This window comes from Alteromonas sp. ABV4_515, from assembly GCF_056160345.1.
Genome location: NZ_JBSWWZ010000001.1, coordinates 462,993 through 481,452 on the forward strand (window position 1 = coordinate 462,993; position 18,460 = coordinate 481,452).

Below are 18,460 nucleotides of genomic sequence, written 5' to 3' on the forward strand. Positions count from 1 at the left end.
GTGTAAAACACCATGCATACGCCAAATATTTTAATTGTTGAAGATGAAGTGGTAACCCGTACCACGCTGAAAAGCTTATTTGAAGCTGAAGGCTACAATGTGTTTGAGGCCGAAAATGGCGATCAAATGCATGACTTTTTTGAAAACCACTCTATCAATCTGGTTATTATGGACATTAACCTGCCAGGTAAGAATGGTCTAATCCTGGCGCGTGAAGTTCGCGACCGCAAAAACGTCGGCCTTATCTTCCTGACTGGTCGTGACAACGATGTAGACCGTATTTTAGGTCTGGAAATCGGTGCCGATGACTACCTGACGAAGCCATTTAACCCACGAGAGTTAACGATTCGAGCTCGTAACCTGCTTGCACGTACCACTAACTCTGCTGAAGACGACGACTTACCAAGCCGCGTTAGCTTCAATGGTTGGACTCTGGATGGCGATAGCCGCTCACTGATCTCGCCAAGCGGTACAGAATTCCGTTTGCCACGCTCTGAGTTCCGTGCACTGCACCTGTTCCTGAGCAACCCAGGCAAAATTCTTACCCGTGAACAACTGATCATGGAAATGACTGGCCGTGAACTGCGCCCGAATGACCGTACGGTAGACGTTACCATTCGTCGTATTCGTAAGCACTTCGAGTCAGAGCCAAGTGAAGAAGAATTGATCGTAACCATCCACGGTGAAGGTTACCGTTTCTGTGGTTCAGTAGACCAATAAGCACGCTGCTTATTTACTGATAACCACAAACAAAAAACGCAGCTTAATGCTGCGTTTTTTTATGCCCGAAATTTACGAATGTGGGCTTAACTACCCGCCACCCGCATTTCACCAATCAATACAGAACCGGTTTGTACACCGCCGCGTAACTCGCGCTCAGCGCCGATGGCAGCAATGTTCATGAACATGTCTTTCAAGTTACCGGCAATGGTCACTTCGGCTACCGGGTACTGGATAATCCCGTTTTCTACCCAGAAACCTGCTGCACCACGGGAGTAGTCGCCGGTTACGGTGTTTACACCCTGCCCCATTAGCTCGGTCACCAATAATCCTGTGCCCATTTCTTTAAGCATTTCGGCATCGGACTGACCGGTTGTACCAATTATCCAGTTATGAATACCACCAGCATGGCCGTTAGACTTCACGCCCAGCTTGCGAGCAGAATAAGTGGTGTACAGGTAGTGCGACAATAAACCGTTTTCCACAATGGTCATGTCTCTAGTGGCTACACCTTCAGAGTCGAAGCTGGAGCTTGCCAGACCGCCTTTCAGGAACGGCTTTTCTTCAATGTTCAGCCATTCAGGAAACACCTGCTCACCCAGTTTGTCGAGCAGGAACGATGAACGACGATACAGGCTACCACCGCTGATAGCACTCACGTAGTGACCAAACAAAGAGCTGGCGACATCGCGGTGCAGCATCACAGGCACTTTACCCGTAGGCAGCTTACGCGCACCCAGACGGGCTACAGTAGCTTCGGCAGCCTCACGACCAACCTCTGCCGCAGATTTCAATAAATGGGCCTGACGGTTCACTGTGTACGCGTAATCGCGCTGCATGTCGCCATCTTGTGCTCCAATCATCATACAGCTTAGGCTATAGCGGCTGCTCGGGTAGCCAGCGTTGATTCCATGGGTATTACCATAAACCCGCATACCCAGATTAGCGTTGTAAGAAGCTCCATCAGAATTGGTAATGCGCTCATCGTACTCAAGCGCGGCCTTTTCGGCCTCAATGGCAAGCTCGATACCTTTTTGCGGGTCCAACTCGATGGGATGATAGAGGTCGAGATCGGGAAACTCCGTGGCGATTAAGTCTTCATCAGCCAAGCCGGTGCACGGGTCTTCGCTGGTGTAACGGGCAATATCTACCGCTTTTTCTACTGTCAGCGCCAGGGCTTCTTTACTCAGGTCAGCGGTTGAGGCGCTGCCTTTGTGCTTACCCACGTAAACACTGATCCCCAGACCACCGTCATTGTTAAATTCAACATTCTCCACATCGCCCATGCGGGACGACACAGAAATGCCCTGCACTTTCGACATACTGGCCTCGGCCTGCGTGGCGCCTTTACTCAGAGCCATCTTCAGCACGTCGTCGACAACGCCCTGGATTTCCGCAATTTGCTTTTCTATTTGCATAGTGAGTTTCGCTATTTCCGTCTGTATGTCACAATACTCGAATACTGCAGTGTAACATTTATGAGTGCCAAATGAGCGATAACAAGCATCATTCTGACGAAGAAAACTATTTTGACGATGGTCAGCCTGAAGATGGCTCCGATATTGTCAGTAAATCTGAACTGAAACGCCAGTCTGAAGAGCTTCAGAAGCTAGGCGAAGATTTGGTGAATCTGTCTGCCGCCCACCTGGCGACCATTCCAATGGATGAAGAGCTGGAAGATTCGGTGATGCTAGCGCGGAATATCAACCGCAAGAAAGATGGCTTCCGCCGACAGCTTCAGTTTATCGGTAAATTAATGCGTAGCCGTGATGTGTCAGACATCGAAGCTGCCATGGCCCGATTAACCCACCAGCACCAGGCGCAGAATGCGGCCTTCCACGCACTAGAAAAAGCCCGTGAAGACGTTATCAATCATGGTGATAACGGTATTCAGCGCTTAATGGAAGAGCATCCGCAGCTCGATCGCCAAAAGCTACGCCAGTTTCACCGCCAGATTAGAAAAGAACGTGAAAAGAACGGGCCTCCAAAAGCATTCCGCGAATTATTTCAATATCTGAAAGAAATGATTCACGACGCGTAAAAAGCAGGCCGGTTATCCGGCCTTTTTTATACCTGTTATTCAGATTATTAGTCGTAATGTTATTATTTATACAACTTTTTTCTTGTCGATATTTTTTCTTAGCCGCATTTCCCTTTTTGTAGCCTTTCTCTAATTCTATGAATATAAGGCAACTTTAATATCTGGTCCTAATATTGCCTTAGTCCTTCACGTCCTCTCTCAGCTTGTAATAGGGAGGAATATACGTATCTGTTCTACATACTTAAGGACTAATAAATGAAGCAACTTATACTTGGAATATTAGCGAGCGCAGGACTTTTGCTGTCGTCACTCAGCAATGCCACTGTTCTGCACTACCGGAGTGATCCGGCAGATCCGGAAACGCCGGGCACAACCCCCTACTATGCAGATGTTGAAACGTTACTCACACTGGAAGGAATGAACAACCCTGCATATGAAACAGAGGCAAGTAGCTTCTTTGTCGGTGGCGCGGGCACGATAGATCTCACTTTCACTTTCTTGCGGGATACGGGTACTTACAACGGTATTTTTGCCTTTTACGACATGGCCGATTTGAGTTCATTTACTGTTGGCAGCAGCGACTGGATAGATGCCGCTATTACCTCATCTACCGTAGTTTTTAATGATAATACTGATGCTATAGGCAGCCAGAATTCATTCAGTGTCGAGGCGGGTACTGAACTTGGGTTTATGTTATATACTAACGGCTTTAATTCGCTGACACTGTTTTCTTTCGAGGAAGCCAACCCAGATGGGCCAGATGCGGGCTCAGATGGTGATGATATGATTTTATCGTTTACCGGAAATGATAAAACTATATTCACCTTTGAAGATATTATTGGTGGAGACTACGATTTTACAGATTTATCATTTTCGATAGATACTGCGCTTCTAGTTGCTCCTCCGCCAGTCAATCCTACGCCAGTGACTGAGCCAGGAACTGGCGCGTTGGCTTTACTTTCCTGTGGTATTTTGTTGTTCCGCAGATATCGCAGCTGATAGACCGCGGCAAGGCGCTCAGCCTTGCCCCAATAAGCAATTACGCCGTACCACCCACTGTGAGTTCATCTACCTTAAGTGTTGGCTGTCCAACCCCTACTGGTACCGACTGGCCGTCTTTACCACATACGCCTACGCCGCGATCGAGTGCTACGTCGTTACCAATCATAGAAATCTTTTGCATAACTTCCGGGCCGTTGCCAATCAGCGTGGCGCCTTTTACCGGTGCAGTGATTTTTCCGTTCTCAATGAGATAGGCTTCCGCGCTGGAAAATACGAACTTACCGGACGTGATATCCACCTGACCACCAGCAAAGTTAGGCGCATAAATGCCTTTATCGATAGTTGCGATAATTTCCTGCGGATCGTACTGGCCACCCAACATGTAGGTGTTGGTCATGCGCGGCATAGGCAAATGTGCAAATGATTCTCGGCGGCCGTTACCGGTTGGCGCAACCCCCATCAGGCGGGCATTCATCTTGTCCTGCATGTAGCCTTTAAGGATACCGTCTTCAATCAGCACGTTGTGCTGGGTTGGCGTACCCTCATCGTCTACCGACAGAGAACCACGACGGTCAGCCATGGTGCCATCGTCCACCACTGTGACCCCTTTTGCTGCCACACGTTCACCGATGCGACCACTGAAGGTCGACGCACCTTTGCGGTTAAAATCACCTTCTAAACCGTGGCCTACTGCTTCATGCAGCAGTACGCCAGGCCAGCCGTTACCCAGCACCACCGGCATGGTGCCAGCAGGCGAAGCTACGGCTTCCATGTTGACTCGGGCCATGTGCAGGGCTTCGTCAGCTAGCATTTCAAAGTAGGGTCGGCCGTCTTTGTCGGATTTGAAAAAATCATAGGAATGACGGCCACCGGCACCGGCACTGCCGCGTTCTCGACGGTCGCCTTTTTCCATCAGGACGGAACAGTTCAGGCGCACCAGCGGGCGAATATCTGTCGCCAGCGTGCCGTCTGTGGCAGCGACCAGAATTTCTTCGTACACGCCGCTTAAGCTCACTACGACCTGATTGATGCCTGGCTCTTTCTCACGAATATAGGCATCTACGGCTTTCAGCAGAGAAATCTTATCGGCGTCTTGCATGGCCAATAGCGGGTTATCGTCTTTATAACGATTGCTGTACTTGGCGCTTTCCAACGACTTCACCTGATGCTTACCACCAGAGGGCGCAATGGTGCGCGCGGCCCGGCAGGCATCCAGCAAAGCGCTTTCGTTAATGTCGTCTGAGTAGGCAAAACCGGTTTTTTCACCGCTGATTGCCCGTACGCCAACACCACGTTCAATGTTATAACTGCCATCCTTGATAATACCGTCTTCCAGCACCCAGCTTTCATGCTGACTGGACTGGAAATACAAATCGGCGTAGTCGTTGTCGTAGTGATAAATTTCACCTAATGCTTTTTCCAGCGAAGACAGGTCGAGGCCTGAATCAGTAAGCAAATGGGTTTTTACGTTATTAAACAAGTTGGCTCCTGAATCGGTTATGTTGGCTGACAGGCATGTTTGTCTTCAGCTTCTTCCGATCGTTAATATCTATTTCAGCGCAGACGATACCGGTATCAGTGGCGTTTTCTGCCATGATCTCACCCCATGGCGAGATAATCATACTGTGGCCGTAAGTTTCCCGGTTATTCGCGTGTATGCCGGTTTGTCCGGCTCCGACTACAAAACATTGCTTTTCAATGGCGCGACTGCGTAAAAGCACTTCCCAGTGGGCTTCACCCGTACGTTGAGTAAAGGCTGCGGGCAATACCAGAATATCGATGTCGCCCATAGCGGCAAACAAACCAGAGAAGCGCACATCATAACATACTGCCATACCGATACGCCCTATCGGCGTATCGGCCACCACCACCTTTCCACCGTGGCGGGTGTATTTTGATTCCAGATAACTGCCAGTGTTGTCGTTCACGGCCACATCGAAAAGATGTATCTTCTGATATTCCGCCATTAACTCACCTTCCGGTGAATACAACAAGCTAGACGCAGTGAATTTATTGTCGTCGTCAGTTTTAAGTGGAATGGTGCCTGCCACCAGATAGCATTGATACTGCTTTGCCATGCGACTCAGTTCGTCTTGCATGTATCCAGCGCCTTTCGATTCAGCGATAGCAAGCTGCTCACCATCGCGAGAGCCAAAGCGGGCAAAACATTCAGGCAGCACCACAAGGCTGGTTACCTTGGCCGGATCAGGCAACGATTTTAGTTGTGACTCAACAAACCGTAGGTTCTCGTCTACATGGGGCGTAGACGTCATTTGAATTGCCACTACGTTAACCATCGTCTACCTCCAGTTTAATGCGTTGCATGTCCTGCTCTGTGAGCGGGTCGTCGGGAGAAGTTGCCGGTGTGGTTTTAGCCGGTAACGAGACTTCTTTGCTATCTCGACCGACTTCTTCAAACACCGGTTCGCTCAAACTCCCGGTAACGCGATAATTCACGTTTGAAATCACCTTAGCAGACGTGAGCACCTGATCAAGGGCCAGTGCCGCCAATGCCGTTTGCGGCGTTGCAAGGAAATACACCAGCACAGGCAGGTTTCCCGTCACATTGGGCGTGAACTCCACGTTGTAATTCAGTTGGTTATCAACCAAATCGGTGTAGCCATTAATATTAATCTCACCGGCACCGCCATCAATTCGGGTATCGTCGGTATAGGCTTTACCATCAGCGATAGAAAGCGTGCCACTCATATCATCGTAGAAAAACCCTTTGGCAAATACATCCCGGAAATCCAGGCTGAGTTTGCGCACCAGTGAGTTCAGGCTAAACAGCGTGAAAATCCGTGAGCCTTTGTCGCTCACGTCGCTGAGATAGCCGTCAGACAACGACCAATCCATGTTTCCGGTAAGGCTTTGAGCCGAGAAATCCATAGGCGACTTCGCCCAGCCTAAATCAAATTTCAGATCGGCACCCGAATCTTTAATGCCGCTGTCGACACCCCAGCTTTTCAACATCATGCCCACATCGTCGCTGGTAAACGTACCGTTCAGGGCTGAGCGATTGGAGGCTTCGGTGAAAATCCATTTGCCCTTGGCGTTAAATTTACCGTGCTTGCTGATTGCGCTGAACTGGCGAATATCCAAACCGTCATCAGCCCGGGCCACATCCAGCGTTACCTCACCCAGATCTTTTTCCAGCAGGGAGCACTGATTACAGTGAAAATAAATAGGTGGCAGAGTGGACGCATCCCAGTCTTTAGCGACACTCTCGTCGTCTTCACTGGCTGCTTCCCAGTTATCGAGCTGAAGATAGTCGGCCTCAATCACGATACCTCGTGCCAGCCAGTCATCAAACAGGTTCACCGTACCCCGCGCTTCCGTGGTGTTGATGTCTACCACCCAGTTGTTATTTTGCTGCTTGGTTGTGATTTGTGCCTGATGCAAGCTCTGCCCTGCCAGCTTCACCGTGTTGGCATTCAGGAAAATGCGCTCTGGTACGGAAAATAACGGCTTCGCGGTAGTTTCAGTGCGGCTACTGTCGCCGAAACCACTGATCAACATATCCACCGTATTGTGCCATTCATTGATATCGACTTCGTCCATATTGGCCGAAATACTAAAGCCGATGCCCATACCGACAAAATCGCTTTTACCCAGCGCCAGGTGCGCTCGTGAGAACTGCATTTGCTCGTACGGCAATACGCCTTCAAAGCGCACATCGTCACCTAAACTCGCCTGCACCGTGGATGCCTGCTCGTTGCCTTCGCTTACCACATTAAACAGCAGCTCATCGGTATAGGCTTTAGCGAACGGCGCAGGTAGTGAAGAGTGCAGTCCTACCAACGGCGTGGTGATATTCGCTTTATAATTAAAGCCTTCTGGTAACAGGCGCAAATTCAGCACCGCTTGCCAATGGGCATTGCCAGAAAGGGATTGATTAAATTTGGGGTTAAATTCTGCCAGTAACGAGGCAACTTCCCAGTCGCCGTTCATTGACAGGTCGACAACGTAATCTTGTTCGGCTTTATCGCCGGTAAAAGTTAGCTTTACCGGCTGTCCCAGAAGCTGGGCATTTAGGTTATCGAAGTTCACCCTTTCATTTACAAACGACACCTGGCCTTTTGCGTCACCAAAATCCATCTTGGTACTGGCAATGTGAACGTCGTTTCCTGGCAACGTCACCGTACCGGATGCCACCACATCAGGACTGCTGAATGGAATATCGAGATGCAGACTGGCCGACAGTGCACCATCAATCAGTACGTCTTTGTCTAGCAGTCTGCCGAGTGATTCAGACAAGCTACTGTCTAGCATGAGTGCCGTAACAGCTTTTGAATCCGCCTCGCCTAAGGCATCTATAATGACTTTTGAATTGCTTTTTAGCGCCGGGATTTCTGCGCGTAATTGGCTCACTTTCACGTCGCCCAGCAGGGCATCCGGGCCAGACATCAACAGTTTTTCATTTTCGAAGAGTAAGGTGAGATCGAGATGCTCAAGGGGCTGCCATTTGTCGGAAAACCGGAAGGTGCTGTCGGTGATACGCACATTGGCCTGAAACACGCCCTCGTTATTTTCAAACGGAAAGTCGGCAGGCTTGCCTTGCCACACGATGCTCGCGGCCTCAATGGTGCCAGGCCCTTCGAATGCACGATTAAGAAATGCGGTGGTATTTTTGCCCATGATCGGGCCGGGCAATAATAATTGAATGTCTTGTAGTGGACGCTTCTGCACATCTAAACGCGCTGCTAACTCGCCATTTTTCGTATCGAAGCGGAATGAAGGGATTGCCGTAAGCTTGGCAGACTCAAGCATCATGCGGTCACTCTGCACCACCCAGTGCTTTTCTTCGTCAACGTCTTGCTGATAAATATACACGCGTCCACGCAGCGCATCGATATCGACGGACTCTGGCAATAAGTTGTCGATATCCAGTTTGGCCTCGTTCGCAGACAGCATGACAACGCCTTGCTTCTTGTGCCAATAGATGTCGAGATCCAGGCTCGACATGCCCGGTGTTTTATTGTCTTGCTGCCAGCTCACACCCAGTAGTTTAGCGGCAACGTCTACTCCCTTCGGCCTGATATTCAGTTGCAACGTGGCCAACTGACCTTCCGGTTTCAAATCACGAATGTTGTCATCGGCGGTGTCATCGGTGAACAAGGGTAGCAGCACCAGGAAGGGATTCACCGGCGCAGGTTTCACCGTATTCACCAATACCTCGCCCTGAGGCGATACTGTGCCCACCAAATCGGTAACCAGACTTTGGTCGTTCGAATCGAAAATCAGCTGATCTACGCGGAAATGCCAGCGATTGTTGTACGGTTGCGCCTGAATACTGCCACCGCGAATACCGGTATTAAATACCACATCGTCATCGCCGCCCCAGGCCAGCTTACTCTCATGAAATTCAGTATAAAAAGCACTGAACTGACTTTCTTTTACCTCGGCCCACACTTCAAAGTTTGCACGACTTTCTTTAAGTGGACGGCGGGTGGCCAACAACCCTTTCACCCAAGGTGAAATATCCAGCTCTTCCGCTTTGGCGTACATCACGCCGTCTAGCGAATCTGCCGAACCATTTAAGTCAATGATAAACGAGGCTGAATTAGCAGTAAGTTCCTGTACCCGCACTTCGCCAGTGCCCTGGTGATGCTGCTCTTCGTTTATCCAGCTTAAAGATTCCAGTTGCAGTACTTCGCGCTCACCATTTCTAACAATGGCTACCTCACCATCGGTCAATGAGAAGCGCTGGAGTTGCTCCAGAAACAAACGCCTTAATGCATCAACAACAGGAAAGTCGCTTTCACCTGCGCCATCCATCCTGTCAGCATCGATCTCCAGGCTTAAATCATCAAGGGTGAAAACATTGGAAGACAGCATGCGAAGCCGCAGGCTTTCCCAGAAATCAATGTCCATGTGTACATGTTTGATTTCTAGTTCAACGGGTGAGGATTCGTTATTGGCCAGCACCACGTCATTAAGCACAATACTGGGGCCGCGCTTTTCCCAGTCGGCTTTTACACTGCCGATTTTAAGCTCGACACCATACTTTTCGTTAACGAAGTCTTCGAGGATATATTTTTTGTGGTCGATGTGAGGCAATGCGTAGCGCATCACGCTAAGCACTACGGCAAAGAGAACAAGTAATACTGCCAGTAACAGCCAAAGCTTCTTAATTGCCCAGGCTGCTACAGTTCTTGCTTTTGACACCGGTTTCGGTCCGCCTTACATCATCACAACATCGTATTTGTCCTGATTATACAGCGGTTCTGTCTGCACTTTAATCTGCTTAGACACGAACACTTCCAGCTCAGCCAGAACATGGGATTCCTCACCCAGCAGCGCATCGGCTACATTTGGCGAGGCATAAATTACAAACTTGTCGGCGTCGTAGGCGCGGTTAACTCTCACCACCTCACGCATAATCTCAAAACAGATGGTTTCGATGGTTTTCACCGAACCACGGCCCTTGCACACCGGGCACGAACCACACAGCGTATGCTCCAGGCTTTCCCTTGTACGCTTACGGGTCATTTCAATTAAACCCAGTGCGGTAAAGCCGTGAATATTGATTTTCGCCCGGTCTTTTACGGTGGCCGTTTCCAGACTATTTAAGACCCGTCTTTTGTGATCTGGTTCCGACATATCGATAAAGTCGATCAGGATCATGCCGCCCAAATTCCGCAGTCGGAGCTGGCGAGCAATTGCAAGGGTCGCTTCGATATTGGTATTGAAGATGGTTTCTTCCAGGTTACGGTGACCAACAAACGCGCCGGTATTAATATCGATAGTGGTCATGGCTTCGGTTTGATCGATAATCAAATAGCCACCCGATTTAAGATCGACCCGACGTTCCAGCGCTCTTTGCACTTCGTTTTCTACATCGTACAAATCGAAAATGGGGCGCTCGCCACGGTAGTATTCCAGCTTGCTCTGTAGTTCAGGCACATATTCGCTGGTGAAGTCTTTCAGTTCCTGAAACGACAAATTAGAGTCGATGCGAATGCGGTCAAGCTCGGTGCCAACAAAATCACGAAGTACGCGGCGGGCCAGAGGCAAATCTTCATACATGATGTGCTGTTTCTTTCGCCCCATGCGCTGCTTTATCTTGTTCCACAACCGGCGTAAAAATGCCGCATCAGAAGATAACTCAGCCTGAGAAACGCCTTCTGCAGCGGTGCGAAGAATGAAGCCGCCTTCGTCGTCGCAGTACTCCTGCACCAGGTTTTTCAATCGCTCGCGCTCAGATTCGTCTTCAATTCGCTGACTCACGCCCACGTGGGTAACACTGGGCATGAAAACCAAATAGCGAGATGGAATGGTGATGTCGGTGGTTAATCTGGCACCTTTTGTACCAATAGGATCTTTCACCACCTGAACGATGATATCCTGACCATCACGCACCAGCTCGCGAATATCTTTTTTCTGAACCTGACTGCTGGCCACTTCATCGGCCACCTCGTTATGAGCAACAATGTCAGATGCATGAAGAAATGCAGCTTTATCCAGGCCAATATCCACAAACGCTGCTTGCATGCCCGGTAACACCCGACTTACCTTTCCGCGATAAATATTGCCCACGATGCCTTTCTTCGTGTGACGCTCTACGTGGATCTCCTGAAGGATCCCGTTCTCAATCAGTGCCACCCTGGACTCAGAGGGTGTCACGTTAATCAGCAGTTCTGCACTCACTTTGAAATTCCAAATTCTTTAAGCAAACAACGGGTTTCATACAACGGCAGACCAATTACCGAACTCACACTTCCACTCACAGATTTTACAAACTGGCCGCCAATGCCCTGAATGGCATAACTGCCTGCTTTATCAGCAGGTTCACCGGTATCCCAGTATGCGGCAATATCGTCGTCGGATACAGGGGCGAATTGCACCTTGGTGCAAATGCATTGGGTTTTACTTCCCTGCTCACCTTTTACACTAATGGCAGTAAGCACTTCATGTTCGTTATCGGAAAGAGAGCGAAGCATAGAGAAGTAATCTTCACGGTCGACAGGTTTTCCAAGCGGCTTGCCGTTAAAAGCGATAAGCGTATCTGAGGCAAGCACAACCATGCCCGTATCACCCGCTGCCAAAAGACGCTGCCAGGCGGTGGCCGCTTTTTGCTCAGCAAGGCGCATTACCATGGCCTCGGGAGATTCATCGGCAAATGGCGATTCGTCGATATCTACGGGAAACTGGCGATGACTAAGCCCCATTTGGTCTAGAAGGGCCGTACGACGGGGCGATGCTGATGCCAGAATGAGTGAAATCGACATAAGCGCCCCTTAATTGATGCTAAATTGTCTGCGTGCTTTACGAAGGAGCCAGAAAATCCACGGCCACAGCAGCATAGAGCTGACAACCGGCCACAAATAACTAAGCTGGAATGGAATACCGGTGAGAAGATGCTGCACCCAAAACAATACAACATGGTAGAGCGCACTAATTACACCAATAATGATAGCCTGTTGCCAGACCGAATAATTACGCAAACGCTGGTAGTTTGCGGTTAATGTATATACCGACAAACTAAGCGCGATGGAATGAATGCCCAGCGCGGTGCCCAGCAGAATATCCATGGCGATGCCGGTCATAAATGCCACACCCACATTCACCCTGTGTGGCAATGCCATCGTCCAGTAAGACAACACGATGAGCACCCAGTCAGGGCGATAGATATCGACCTGAATTGGAAGCGGAATAATTTGTAATACCAGGGCAATCAGAATACTGATGATAATAGAGTAATGACGAACTTTGAGCATCAGTTGGCGTCCTCTACTGATGCTTCGTCTTCAGTTACTGCATCGATTTCCTGCGGACCATCTGCCCCTTCCGGCCATAGCAACAACAAATATCTCAGCCTGTCGAGACGCGCCACTGGCTTCGCCACAACAATAGCAAACGGTCGGCTTTCGTCTCTGGTGACTTTTGAAACCTGTGCGACCGGATATCCCTCCGGGAACACGTGGCCCAGGCCAGATGTTACCAGCATGTCGCCCACTTCCACATCGACGCTGTGTGGAACGTGCTCAAGCAACAACTCATCCAGCGAGCCCGTTCCACTGGCAATAAAACGAATATTATTACGCACAGAACGTACCGGAACCGCGTGCGTTACGTCGGTGATCAGAATGACACGACTGTTCGTGGTACCCACTTCCGATACCTGCCCAACAATCCCGCGGTCGTCCAACACCGATTGCGACAGATACACATCGTCCAGCGCGCCTTTATTCAGCACAATTTGCTGGCTGAACGGGCTGGTTTCCACTGCCATCAGCTCTGACACCTTTTTTCGCATGCCGGGTTTAGAAGGGGTATCGAGTAATGCGCGAAGCTGGTCATTTTCGGCTTGCAGTACATCGAATCGCTGCATGCGCTCACTCATCAGCAATACCTGATTGGTCAGGCGCTGATTTTCGTCAACCAGATCTTCATGGGAGGTAAGGCGCTGAGCACCCACATTCAGCAACACGGAAGGCAGGTTAGCCAAATACTGAAGCGGACTCATGAGAGAATTCATGTACACGCGCGAAGATTGGAACATATCGAAACGGGTGTCAGCGATAATCAGCGCCACAGACATCACCAGAGCCAGTATCAGCCTGATATTGAGTGACGGACCGCGTGTAAAAATAGTATCCATAAATAGGGTACGTACAACGAGATAAAGGCTATAAAAACACAGGCTACCTTTCGGTAGCCTGATTATTAGATGTTATTCGTAGCTGAACAGGTCGCCGCCGTGAATATCAATCATGTCGAAGGCTTTACCACCACCGCGGGCCACACAGGTGAGCGGGTCTTCGGCTACAACTACTGGAATACCAGTTTCTTCCATGAGCAGTCGGTCGAGATCTTTCAATAACGCACCACCACCGGTAAGCACCATACCACGCTCAGAAATGTCTGATGCAAGCTCTGGCGGAGACTGCTCAAGGGCAACCATTACCGCAGACACGATACCGGTTAACGGCTCCTGCAATGCTTCAAGAATTTCATTAGAGTTTAGTACAAAACCGCGCGGTACGCCTTCAGCCAAGTTACGGCCGCGTACTTCAATCTCGCGGACTTCATCGCCAGGGTAAGCCGCACCGATTTCGTGCTTGATACGCTCTGCGGTTGCTTCACCAATCAGAGAACCAAAGTTACGGCGAACATAGTTAATGATCGCTTCATCAAATTTATCACCACCAATGCGAACTGAAGAGGAATACACCACGCCGTTCAAAGAGATAATCGCAACTTCAGTGGTACCACCACCGATATCGACCACCATTGAACCGGTCGCTTCAGAAACCGGTAAGCCGGCACCGATGGCCGCTGCCATTGGCTCGTCAATCAAATACACCTCACGGGCACCTGCACCGAGGGCAGATTCTTTGATCGCACGGCGTTCAACCTGAGTCGAACCACAAGGCACACAAACCAGCACACGCGGACTTGGGCGTAAGAAGTTGTTGTCATGCACTTGCTTAATGAAGTGCTGAAGCATCTTTTCTGTTACGTAGAAGTCGGCAATTACACCGTCTTTCATTGGGCGAATTGCACGGATATTGCCAGGTGTACGACCCAACATGCGCTTGGCCTCAGAGCCAACTGCGGCAACACTTTTTGGTCCTGATGCGCGCTCTTGACGGATTGCCACAACAGACGGTTCGTTAAGTACAATGCCCTGATCTTTTACGTAAATGAGCGTATTAGCCGTTCCGAGGTCGATGGACAAATCGTTGGAAAACATGCCTCGAAGCTTTTTAAACATGAAATGCCAGTTCCTGTTATTGCGCCTGCATACCTCTTGTTCGGGCATGTCTTTCGGCGTGACTGCAAAATGAAGATTATACTCAAAATACCTCGTGAAAGATGGTTCAGAAGTAGTTTGAGTATATATCCGCACACTTTAACAACGGGTCAGAGTTTGGGCAAGCAAATCACTGTTCATGCCGCAAAAATCCCGCTTATATGTCGACTTAAATTTAGCCTCAGACATTTTAGTGCAAAAAAACGGCTGAACCCGATGTTTGACCAGCGCGATCTCATTCTGTTCAAGCTAATTTACGTTTTATTTCGAATTAGTAGTTAAGGCGGCGGGTCATGCTGCGGGTGTTGGTTTTTACCGCGGTAAAATCGCCCGCGGAGCAGGTTGCTGTTGATTTTGCCTCGTAGTGCCAATCACGGCCGCCACTGAAACTCACATCTCTGGTATCACAACGCACAACAACGGAACAGCCTTCCATGCCCTCCAAGGTGGAAAACCTTGTCAAATTGAAGCTGGCATTACAAATATAAATGGTAGAATCGTTGGCAGGATGAATTGCGTAAATCAGAATTTCCAACCCCGCCCGTGACGCCTGCTCTGCCCGCTCACCGATCACTTCATTCACGATAGTACGCTCTGAAGATGTCAGTAGCGTGGCCATGCTAATGCCCAGCAAAGACAGAATAACCATGGCGAACATGGCCATAACCAGCATGTTGCCTTGCTGTTTTTTCATGGAAGATTTAAAGCGTGAATACACTGCCAACCTCCTCATGATGATTAACCACTTCGTCGTAGCTGTTAAAATACAGATTGATTTTCACGAAATTGCCAGACGGATACACGCCAGAAAATACCGCAAACGGGTTGGTCGATTGATATTCGGTAACAGGGTTAGACGACAACGGATTAGTTACATGCTCTGCAACCACCGTGGCCCCAGATAAAGAAACGTTCTGATTCACGTCCAGCCCCCCTTCTTTACGCCACAGGCTGCCGTTAGAAACGCAGTAGCTTACCGTGCGGTTAAGCAAATACCCTCGTCTTGAACCAGAGCTACTGGCAAATGCGCGATTTACATTCACCTGAATGACATCGTCGGGATCATCCCGGGTGGCACAGTTGCCATCTCCACCGTCAGAACACGACTCTACCCGTGCCCGGCGATTGCGCCCTTCATCATAAACGTCAGCGGCCTGTTGTGGGTTTACCGTGAGGTATTGGCCGGCAGCAATCACCCAGATGTTACCGTCGGGGTCGTGAGGGAAAAACATCTCAACGCGCCGACTGGATGTTGAGCCTTGAGGAATAGAAAAATAGTTTATTTGCCAGAGTGTAGGCGCAAATTCCACACAATGCGTACTGCTATCACCTGCGACTCGGAAGCTGTTGGGCACGGCCTTACGCATTTCTTCTTGCATTCTTGTCATGGCGAAACGGGATTCACTGAGCAATTGGTCCCGTTCAACGTTGCCGCTAAACAGCAGCATTGCATTACCAAGAAAGCTGCTAAGCCCTATTCCCACGATACCGAGGATCACAATAACGGTGATCATTTCGATAAGGGTAAAGCCGGCGTGTCTACGGGTATTCATCGAATATTCCACCTTATCGCAGAAAACCGCACCCAATCACCACCGGGGGTATTCACATACACCACCATGCGCTTTACGTTGCCAACATAGGTGCCGGTATCGTACACCCCATCCTGATTTAAATCGTCATCGTCAATGCCGTCGGTATTGTCATCGTAGTGAACGCGCACATATAGGGCGAAGCCTTCGTACATGGCCGAGCCATCAGGGTTTACCAAGCGAACGCCTCGGCTATCAGTAATATCCGCACCTACCTGATACAGTCGATGAAAATCATCAAAATCGTCCCAGTTCTGACGTTGCTCTCCGCCGCCGGGGCCTAACTCATTGGTTTGAGAGCAGCGACTGCCATTTTCATTGCAGCGGGGATAGGCAGGGTTAGAACTGGAGCGGGTGTCGAATTTTTTGTTTTGCGCTTCAGACAGAATGGAACGCGCCAGTTCGGCAGCACGACTTTGCCAGATAGGCTCCATGCTGCGTCTGGATTGCTCGGCAATCATTTGCACAGTGGTAGCCATAACGATGGCAAATATAGCCAGCCCAATGACGGTTTCAAGCAATGTGAATCCGCGGCTAGCATTCATAAATTAGCCCTTCGCCATTAACACATACACCCACCGTGGACTTGCCAGTGAATGAAAACCGGCAACCATTGCCTGAAGCACAAGATGCCCCCGCAGTTAGCGGACGACCCGCATTATTAAAACCGATGTACATGGGTCTTGAAGCGCCTTCATCTACACCGTTCATTGTAATATCAAGGCCCTGCATTTCACCGGCACTGGTACGCAAATAATCAGGCGCATTAAATGCTATAGAGGATGAACATGAATCAGAAGCCGAGGCTGCACTCATATTACTCACGGGAGGACCGAAATTTTGAGTGCCGGGGGAATAGTTAAAGTTCAGCCGGTAGCAATAGCCGTCACGGGTATCATGCATCGCCTGCATCTGAACATGCCTCAACGCGCTATGCAGGCGTTTCTGCAACAGATACTCGTCATACCCTGCGCCCTCATCCATACGCGTAATGGCCATTGCGGAAATAATGCCAAGAATCGCGATGATTATGATGAGCTCGACCAAGGTAAACCCCGACTGAACTTTACCAGTAGGGCTAGCGCGCCCTACATTTTCTTTCATTTAATTGTCCGGTTAGCAGCCGCCAGTTTCCAATGTGATGACTGGTGCAACATTAGCGCCGGTAGATTCGGTGAAAATCAGTTGGCAAGCACTGGCTGCTGTTGCGTTATAGGTCACACCCTGAGGTGTCACTACAAACTGACCAGCGGCAGGCTGATCAGCAGTCAGATCCCAGTCTGCATCTTCCAGCTCAATCCATTGATTCAGAATACCAATGGTCGTGGTTGTCTCAGCATCTGGATAACCAAAGTCAGTCTCTACTGCGTTACCGTTAATGGTAACCCGAGATGTATCGTCGCCAGCGTTTGCGTTATTTTGCTCACCTGCAATTGCAGATTTCGCATAAACCAATTGCATACCGCTGGTCATTGCTGCTTTTGCGCCTTGCAGGGTAGATGCGCGGGCATCTCCTTGTAAATCAATGAAACGCGGTGCTGCAGTAACCGCTAAAATACCTAAAATGACGATCACAATGACCAGTTCTATTAATGTGAAACCACGTTGTTGCATGCTCAGTACCTCTGACTTGGAAATTAAACTAAATGTATTATCGGCTATTTCAACGGCTAGTTGGTTATGAGTTGATCGTTGTTGTTAGTAAAAACAATAACCTGACCTATCCGTGAGTCGTATATAAATCCATTTCCCTGAGTGTTATCCACTGGCGCACTGTTAAGATTCTTAATGGTTTGACTTAAGTAATAATAGCACAAGTCATTACCACCAGAGCCTTGCCCCGTGCGGACTGCGGTGTAGTAACGGTATCGCTCCGTTGGCACGTTACTCCATATCGATGTGATGCTAGGTGCGCTCTGCATAATCAAGCTGAACACACTCTGGCAATCTGCATCGGTCATATTGGTATCTTCCGAACTTCCATCATTAAGAAGCTGTCCGGTTGGATAACCAGTATCTCTATCAACGCCCACCTCGACACCGTCGAGGGTGACAAACGTTAGATTTGAGCCACCGTTTTCTTCCGGTCTGGCATCGAGCTCCCATTGCGCACGCACCAATCCCGCGCCAGTGGCAAAGCCACCAGCAACACCCTCAACGGTGGCGTTTTCGGCATCTTCGGTGACATCCAGAAAACGCGGAATCGCTACAGCAGCAAGTAGCCCCAGCAAAACAACTACGATTGTCAGCTCAATGAGCGTGAAGCCCGCCTGCTTATTGACGCGTTGGATAGGCTGCGTTTCCATGGTTTGATTCTCCAAATGATAAAATTTTTTGCGTACGGAC

At 49.5% G+C, this 18,460-nt stretch carries 17 protein-coding genes and 1 pseudogene; 3 read left to right on the forward strand and 15 right to left on the reverse strand.

Annotated features, from left to right (window positions below):
* Positions 1-12: 12 nt before the first annotated feature.
* The gene (arcA, locus tag ACXAGX_RS01995) at positions 13-720 is read left to right on the forward strand and encodes a two-component system response regulator ArcA (protein WP_070125108.1); all 708 of its coding nucleotides are present in this window, start codon (positions 13-15) and stop codon (positions 718-720) included.
* A gap of 86 nt (positions 721-806) precedes the next feature.
* Here arcA and pmbA read toward each other — a convergent pair whose 3' ends face one another.
* On the reverse strand, positions 807-2,138 hold the full coding sequence (pmbA, locus tag ACXAGX_RS02000; protein ID WP_474836222.1) for a metalloprotease PmbA: 1,332 nt from the start codon (positions 2,136-2,138) through the stop codon (positions 807-809).
* Positions 2,139-2,209: 71 nt separating this feature from the next.
* On the opposite strand from pmbA, the gene yjgA reads away from it, so the two are divergent.
* Complete coding sequence (gene yjgA, locus ACXAGX_RS02005) at positions 2,210-2,761, forward strand: ribosome biogenesis factor YjgA (protein ID WP_474836225.1); 552 nt, start codon at positions 2,210-2,212, stop codon at positions 2,759-2,761.
* A gap of 255 nt (positions 2,762-3,016) precedes the next feature.
* Complete coding sequence (locus ACXAGX_RS02010; protein ID WP_474836227.1) at positions 3,017-3,760, forward strand: DUF4114 domain-containing protein; 744 nt, start codon at positions 3,017-3,019, stop codon at positions 3,758-3,760.
* A 40-nt stretch (positions 3,761-3,800) separates the two neighbouring features.
* Here ACXAGX_RS02010 and tldD read toward each other — a convergent pair whose 3' ends face one another.
* The 14 genes and pseudogenes from tldD to ACXAGX_RS02080 all read right to left on the reverse strand — a co-directional run bounded on the left by tldD (position 3,801) and on the right by ACXAGX_RS02080 (position 18,420).
* Complete coding sequence (tldD, locus tag ACXAGX_RS02015) at positions 3,801-5,243, reverse strand: metalloprotease TldD (protein WP_474836229.1); 1,443 nt, start codon at positions 5,241-5,243, stop codon at positions 3,801-3,803.
* Positions 5,236-6,060: a carbon-nitrogen hydrolase family protein gene (locus tag ACXAGX_RS02020; RefSeq protein ID WP_474819007.1), complete on the reverse strand. Its 825-nt coding sequence runs from the start codon at positions 6,058-6,060 to the stop codon at positions 5,236-5,238. Before ACXAGX_RS02020 ends, tldD begins: the two co-directional genes overlap by 8 nt.
* Positions 6,053-9,931: a YhdP family protein gene (locus tag ACXAGX_RS02025; protein WP_474836232.1), complete on the reverse strand. Its 3,879-nt coding sequence runs from the start codon at positions 9,929-9,931 to the stop codon at positions 6,053-6,055. The genes ACXAGX_RS02020 and ACXAGX_RS02025 overlap by 8 nt, the downstream gene beginning before the upstream one ends.
* 15 nt (positions 9,932-9,946) lie before the next feature.
* Positions 9,947-11,413 (reverse strand): ribonuclease G, encoded by a 1,467-nt coding sequence (rng, locus tag ACXAGX_RS02030; RefSeq protein WP_474836234.1) that lies wholly within the window; start codon positions 11,411-11,413, stop codon positions 9,947-9,949.
* Positions 11,410-11,994: a Maf family protein gene (locus ACXAGX_RS02035; RefSeq protein ID WP_474836236.1), complete on the reverse strand. Its 585-nt coding sequence runs from the start codon at positions 11,992-11,994 to the stop codon at positions 11,410-11,412. Before ACXAGX_RS02035 ends, rng begins: the two co-directional genes overlap by 4 nt.
* Positions 11,995-12,003: 9 nt before the next feature.
* The gene (gene mreD, locus ACXAGX_RS02040; protein ID WP_474818992.1) at positions 12,004-12,483 is read right to left on the reverse strand and encodes a rod shape-determining protein MreD; all 480 of its coding nucleotides are present in this window, start codon (positions 12,481-12,483) and stop codon (positions 12,004-12,006) included.
* A complete protein-coding gene (mreC, locus tag ACXAGX_RS02045; RefSeq protein ID WP_474836238.1) occupies positions 12,483-13,367 on the reverse strand; it encodes a rod shape-determining protein MreC in 885 nt (294 codons plus the stop codon). Before mreC ends, mreD begins: the two co-directional genes overlap by 1 nt.
* A gap of 72 nt (positions 13,368-13,439) precedes the next feature.
* Entirely contained in the window at positions 13,440-14,483 is a 1,044-nt protein-coding gene (locus ACXAGX_RS02050) for a rod shape-determining protein (protein WP_070125118.1), read from the reverse strand.
* A gap of 310 nt (positions 14,484-14,793) precedes the next feature.
* A complete protein-coding gene (locus ACXAGX_RS02055) occupies positions 14,794-15,240 on the reverse strand; it encodes a pilus assembly PilX family protein (RefSeq protein WP_474836240.1) in 447 nt (148 codons plus the stop codon).
* Positions 15,224-16,075: a prepilin-type N-terminal cleavage/methylation domain-containing protein gene (locus tag ACXAGX_RS02060; RefSeq protein WP_474836243.1), complete on the reverse strand. Its 852-nt coding sequence runs from the start codon at positions 16,073-16,075 to the stop codon at positions 15,224-15,226. Before ACXAGX_RS02060 ends, ACXAGX_RS02055 begins: the two co-directional genes overlap by 17 nt.
* Positions 16,072-16,659 (reverse strand): type IV pilus modification PilV family protein, encoded by a 588-nt coding sequence (locus ACXAGX_RS02065; RefSeq protein ID WP_474836244.1) that lies wholly within the window; start codon positions 16,657-16,659, stop codon positions 16,072-16,074. The genes ACXAGX_RS02060 and ACXAGX_RS02065 overlap by 4 nt, the downstream gene beginning before the upstream one ends.
* Positions 16,649-17,218, reverse strand: coding sequence for a prepilin-type N-terminal cleavage/methylation domain-containing protein (locus tag ACXAGX_RS02070; protein ID WP_474818971.1), 570 nt, complete (start codon positions 17,216-17,218; stop codon positions 16,649-16,651). The genes ACXAGX_RS02065 and ACXAGX_RS02070 overlap by 11 nt, the downstream gene beginning before the upstream one ends.
* A gap of 416 nt (positions 17,219-17,634) precedes the next feature.
* Positions 17,635-17,728: pseudogene (locus ACXAGX_RS02075) on the reverse strand (type IV pilin protein); the annotation flags it as partial.
* A gap of 56 nt (positions 17,729-17,784) precedes the next feature.
* The gene (locus tag ACXAGX_RS02080; RefSeq protein WP_474818968.1) at positions 17,785-18,420 is read right to left on the reverse strand and encodes a pilus assembly FimT family protein; all 636 of its coding nucleotides are present in this window, start codon (positions 18,418-18,420) and stop codon (positions 17,785-17,787) included.
* Positions 18,421-18,460: the final 40 nt, after the last annotated feature.

Coding starts and splice junctions, on each gene's coding strand:
- ACXAGX_RS02035 (WP_474836236.1), bottom strand. CDS start 11,994: ATGTCGATTTCACTCATTCTGGCATCAGCATCGCCCCGTCGTACGGCC.
- ACXAGX_RS02050 (WP_070125118.1), bottom strand. CDS start 14,483: ATGTTTAAAAAGCTTCGAGGCATGTTTTCCAACGATTTGTCCATCGAC.
- ACXAGX_RS02070 (WP_474818971.1), bottom strand. CDS start 17,218: ATGAAAGAAAATGTAGGGCGCGCTAGCCCTACTGGTAAAGTTCAGTCG.
- ACXAGX_RS02020 (WP_474819007.1), bottom strand. CDS start 6,060: ATGGTTAACGTAGTGGCAATTCAAATGACGTCTACGCCCCATGTAGAC.
- mreD (WP_474818992.1), bottom strand. CDS start 12,483: ATGCTCAAAGTTCGTCATTACTCTATTATCATCAGTATTCTGATTGCC.
- arcA (WP_070125108.1), top strand. CDS start 13: ATGCATACGCCAAATATTTTAATTGTTGAAGATGAAGTGGTAACCCGT.
- ACXAGX_RS02080 (WP_474818968.1), bottom strand. CDS start 18,420: ATGGAAACGCAGCCTATCCAACGCGTCAATAAGCAGGCGGGCTTCACG.
- ACXAGX_RS02065 (WP_474836244.1), bottom strand. CDS start 16,659: ATGAATGCTAGCCGCGGATTCACATTGCTTGAAACCGTCATTGGGCTG.
- pmbA (WP_474836222.1), bottom strand. CDS start 2,138: ATGCAAATAGAAAAGCAAATTGCGGAAATCCAGGGCGTTGTCGACGAC.
- mreC (WP_474836238.1), bottom strand. CDS start 13,367: ATGGATACTATTTTTACACGCGGTCCGTCACTCAATATCAGGCTGATA.
- ACXAGX_RS02010 (WP_474836227.1), top strand. CDS start 3,017: ATGAAGCAACTTATACTTGGAATATTAGCGAGCGCAGGACTTTTGCTG.
- ACXAGX_RS02060 (WP_474836243.1), bottom strand. CDS start 16,075: ATGAATACCCGTAGACACGCCGGCTTTACCCTTATCGAAATGATCACC.
- yjgA (WP_474836225.1), top strand. CDS start 2,210: ATGAGCGATAACAAGCATCATTCTGACGAAGAAAACTATTTTGACGAT.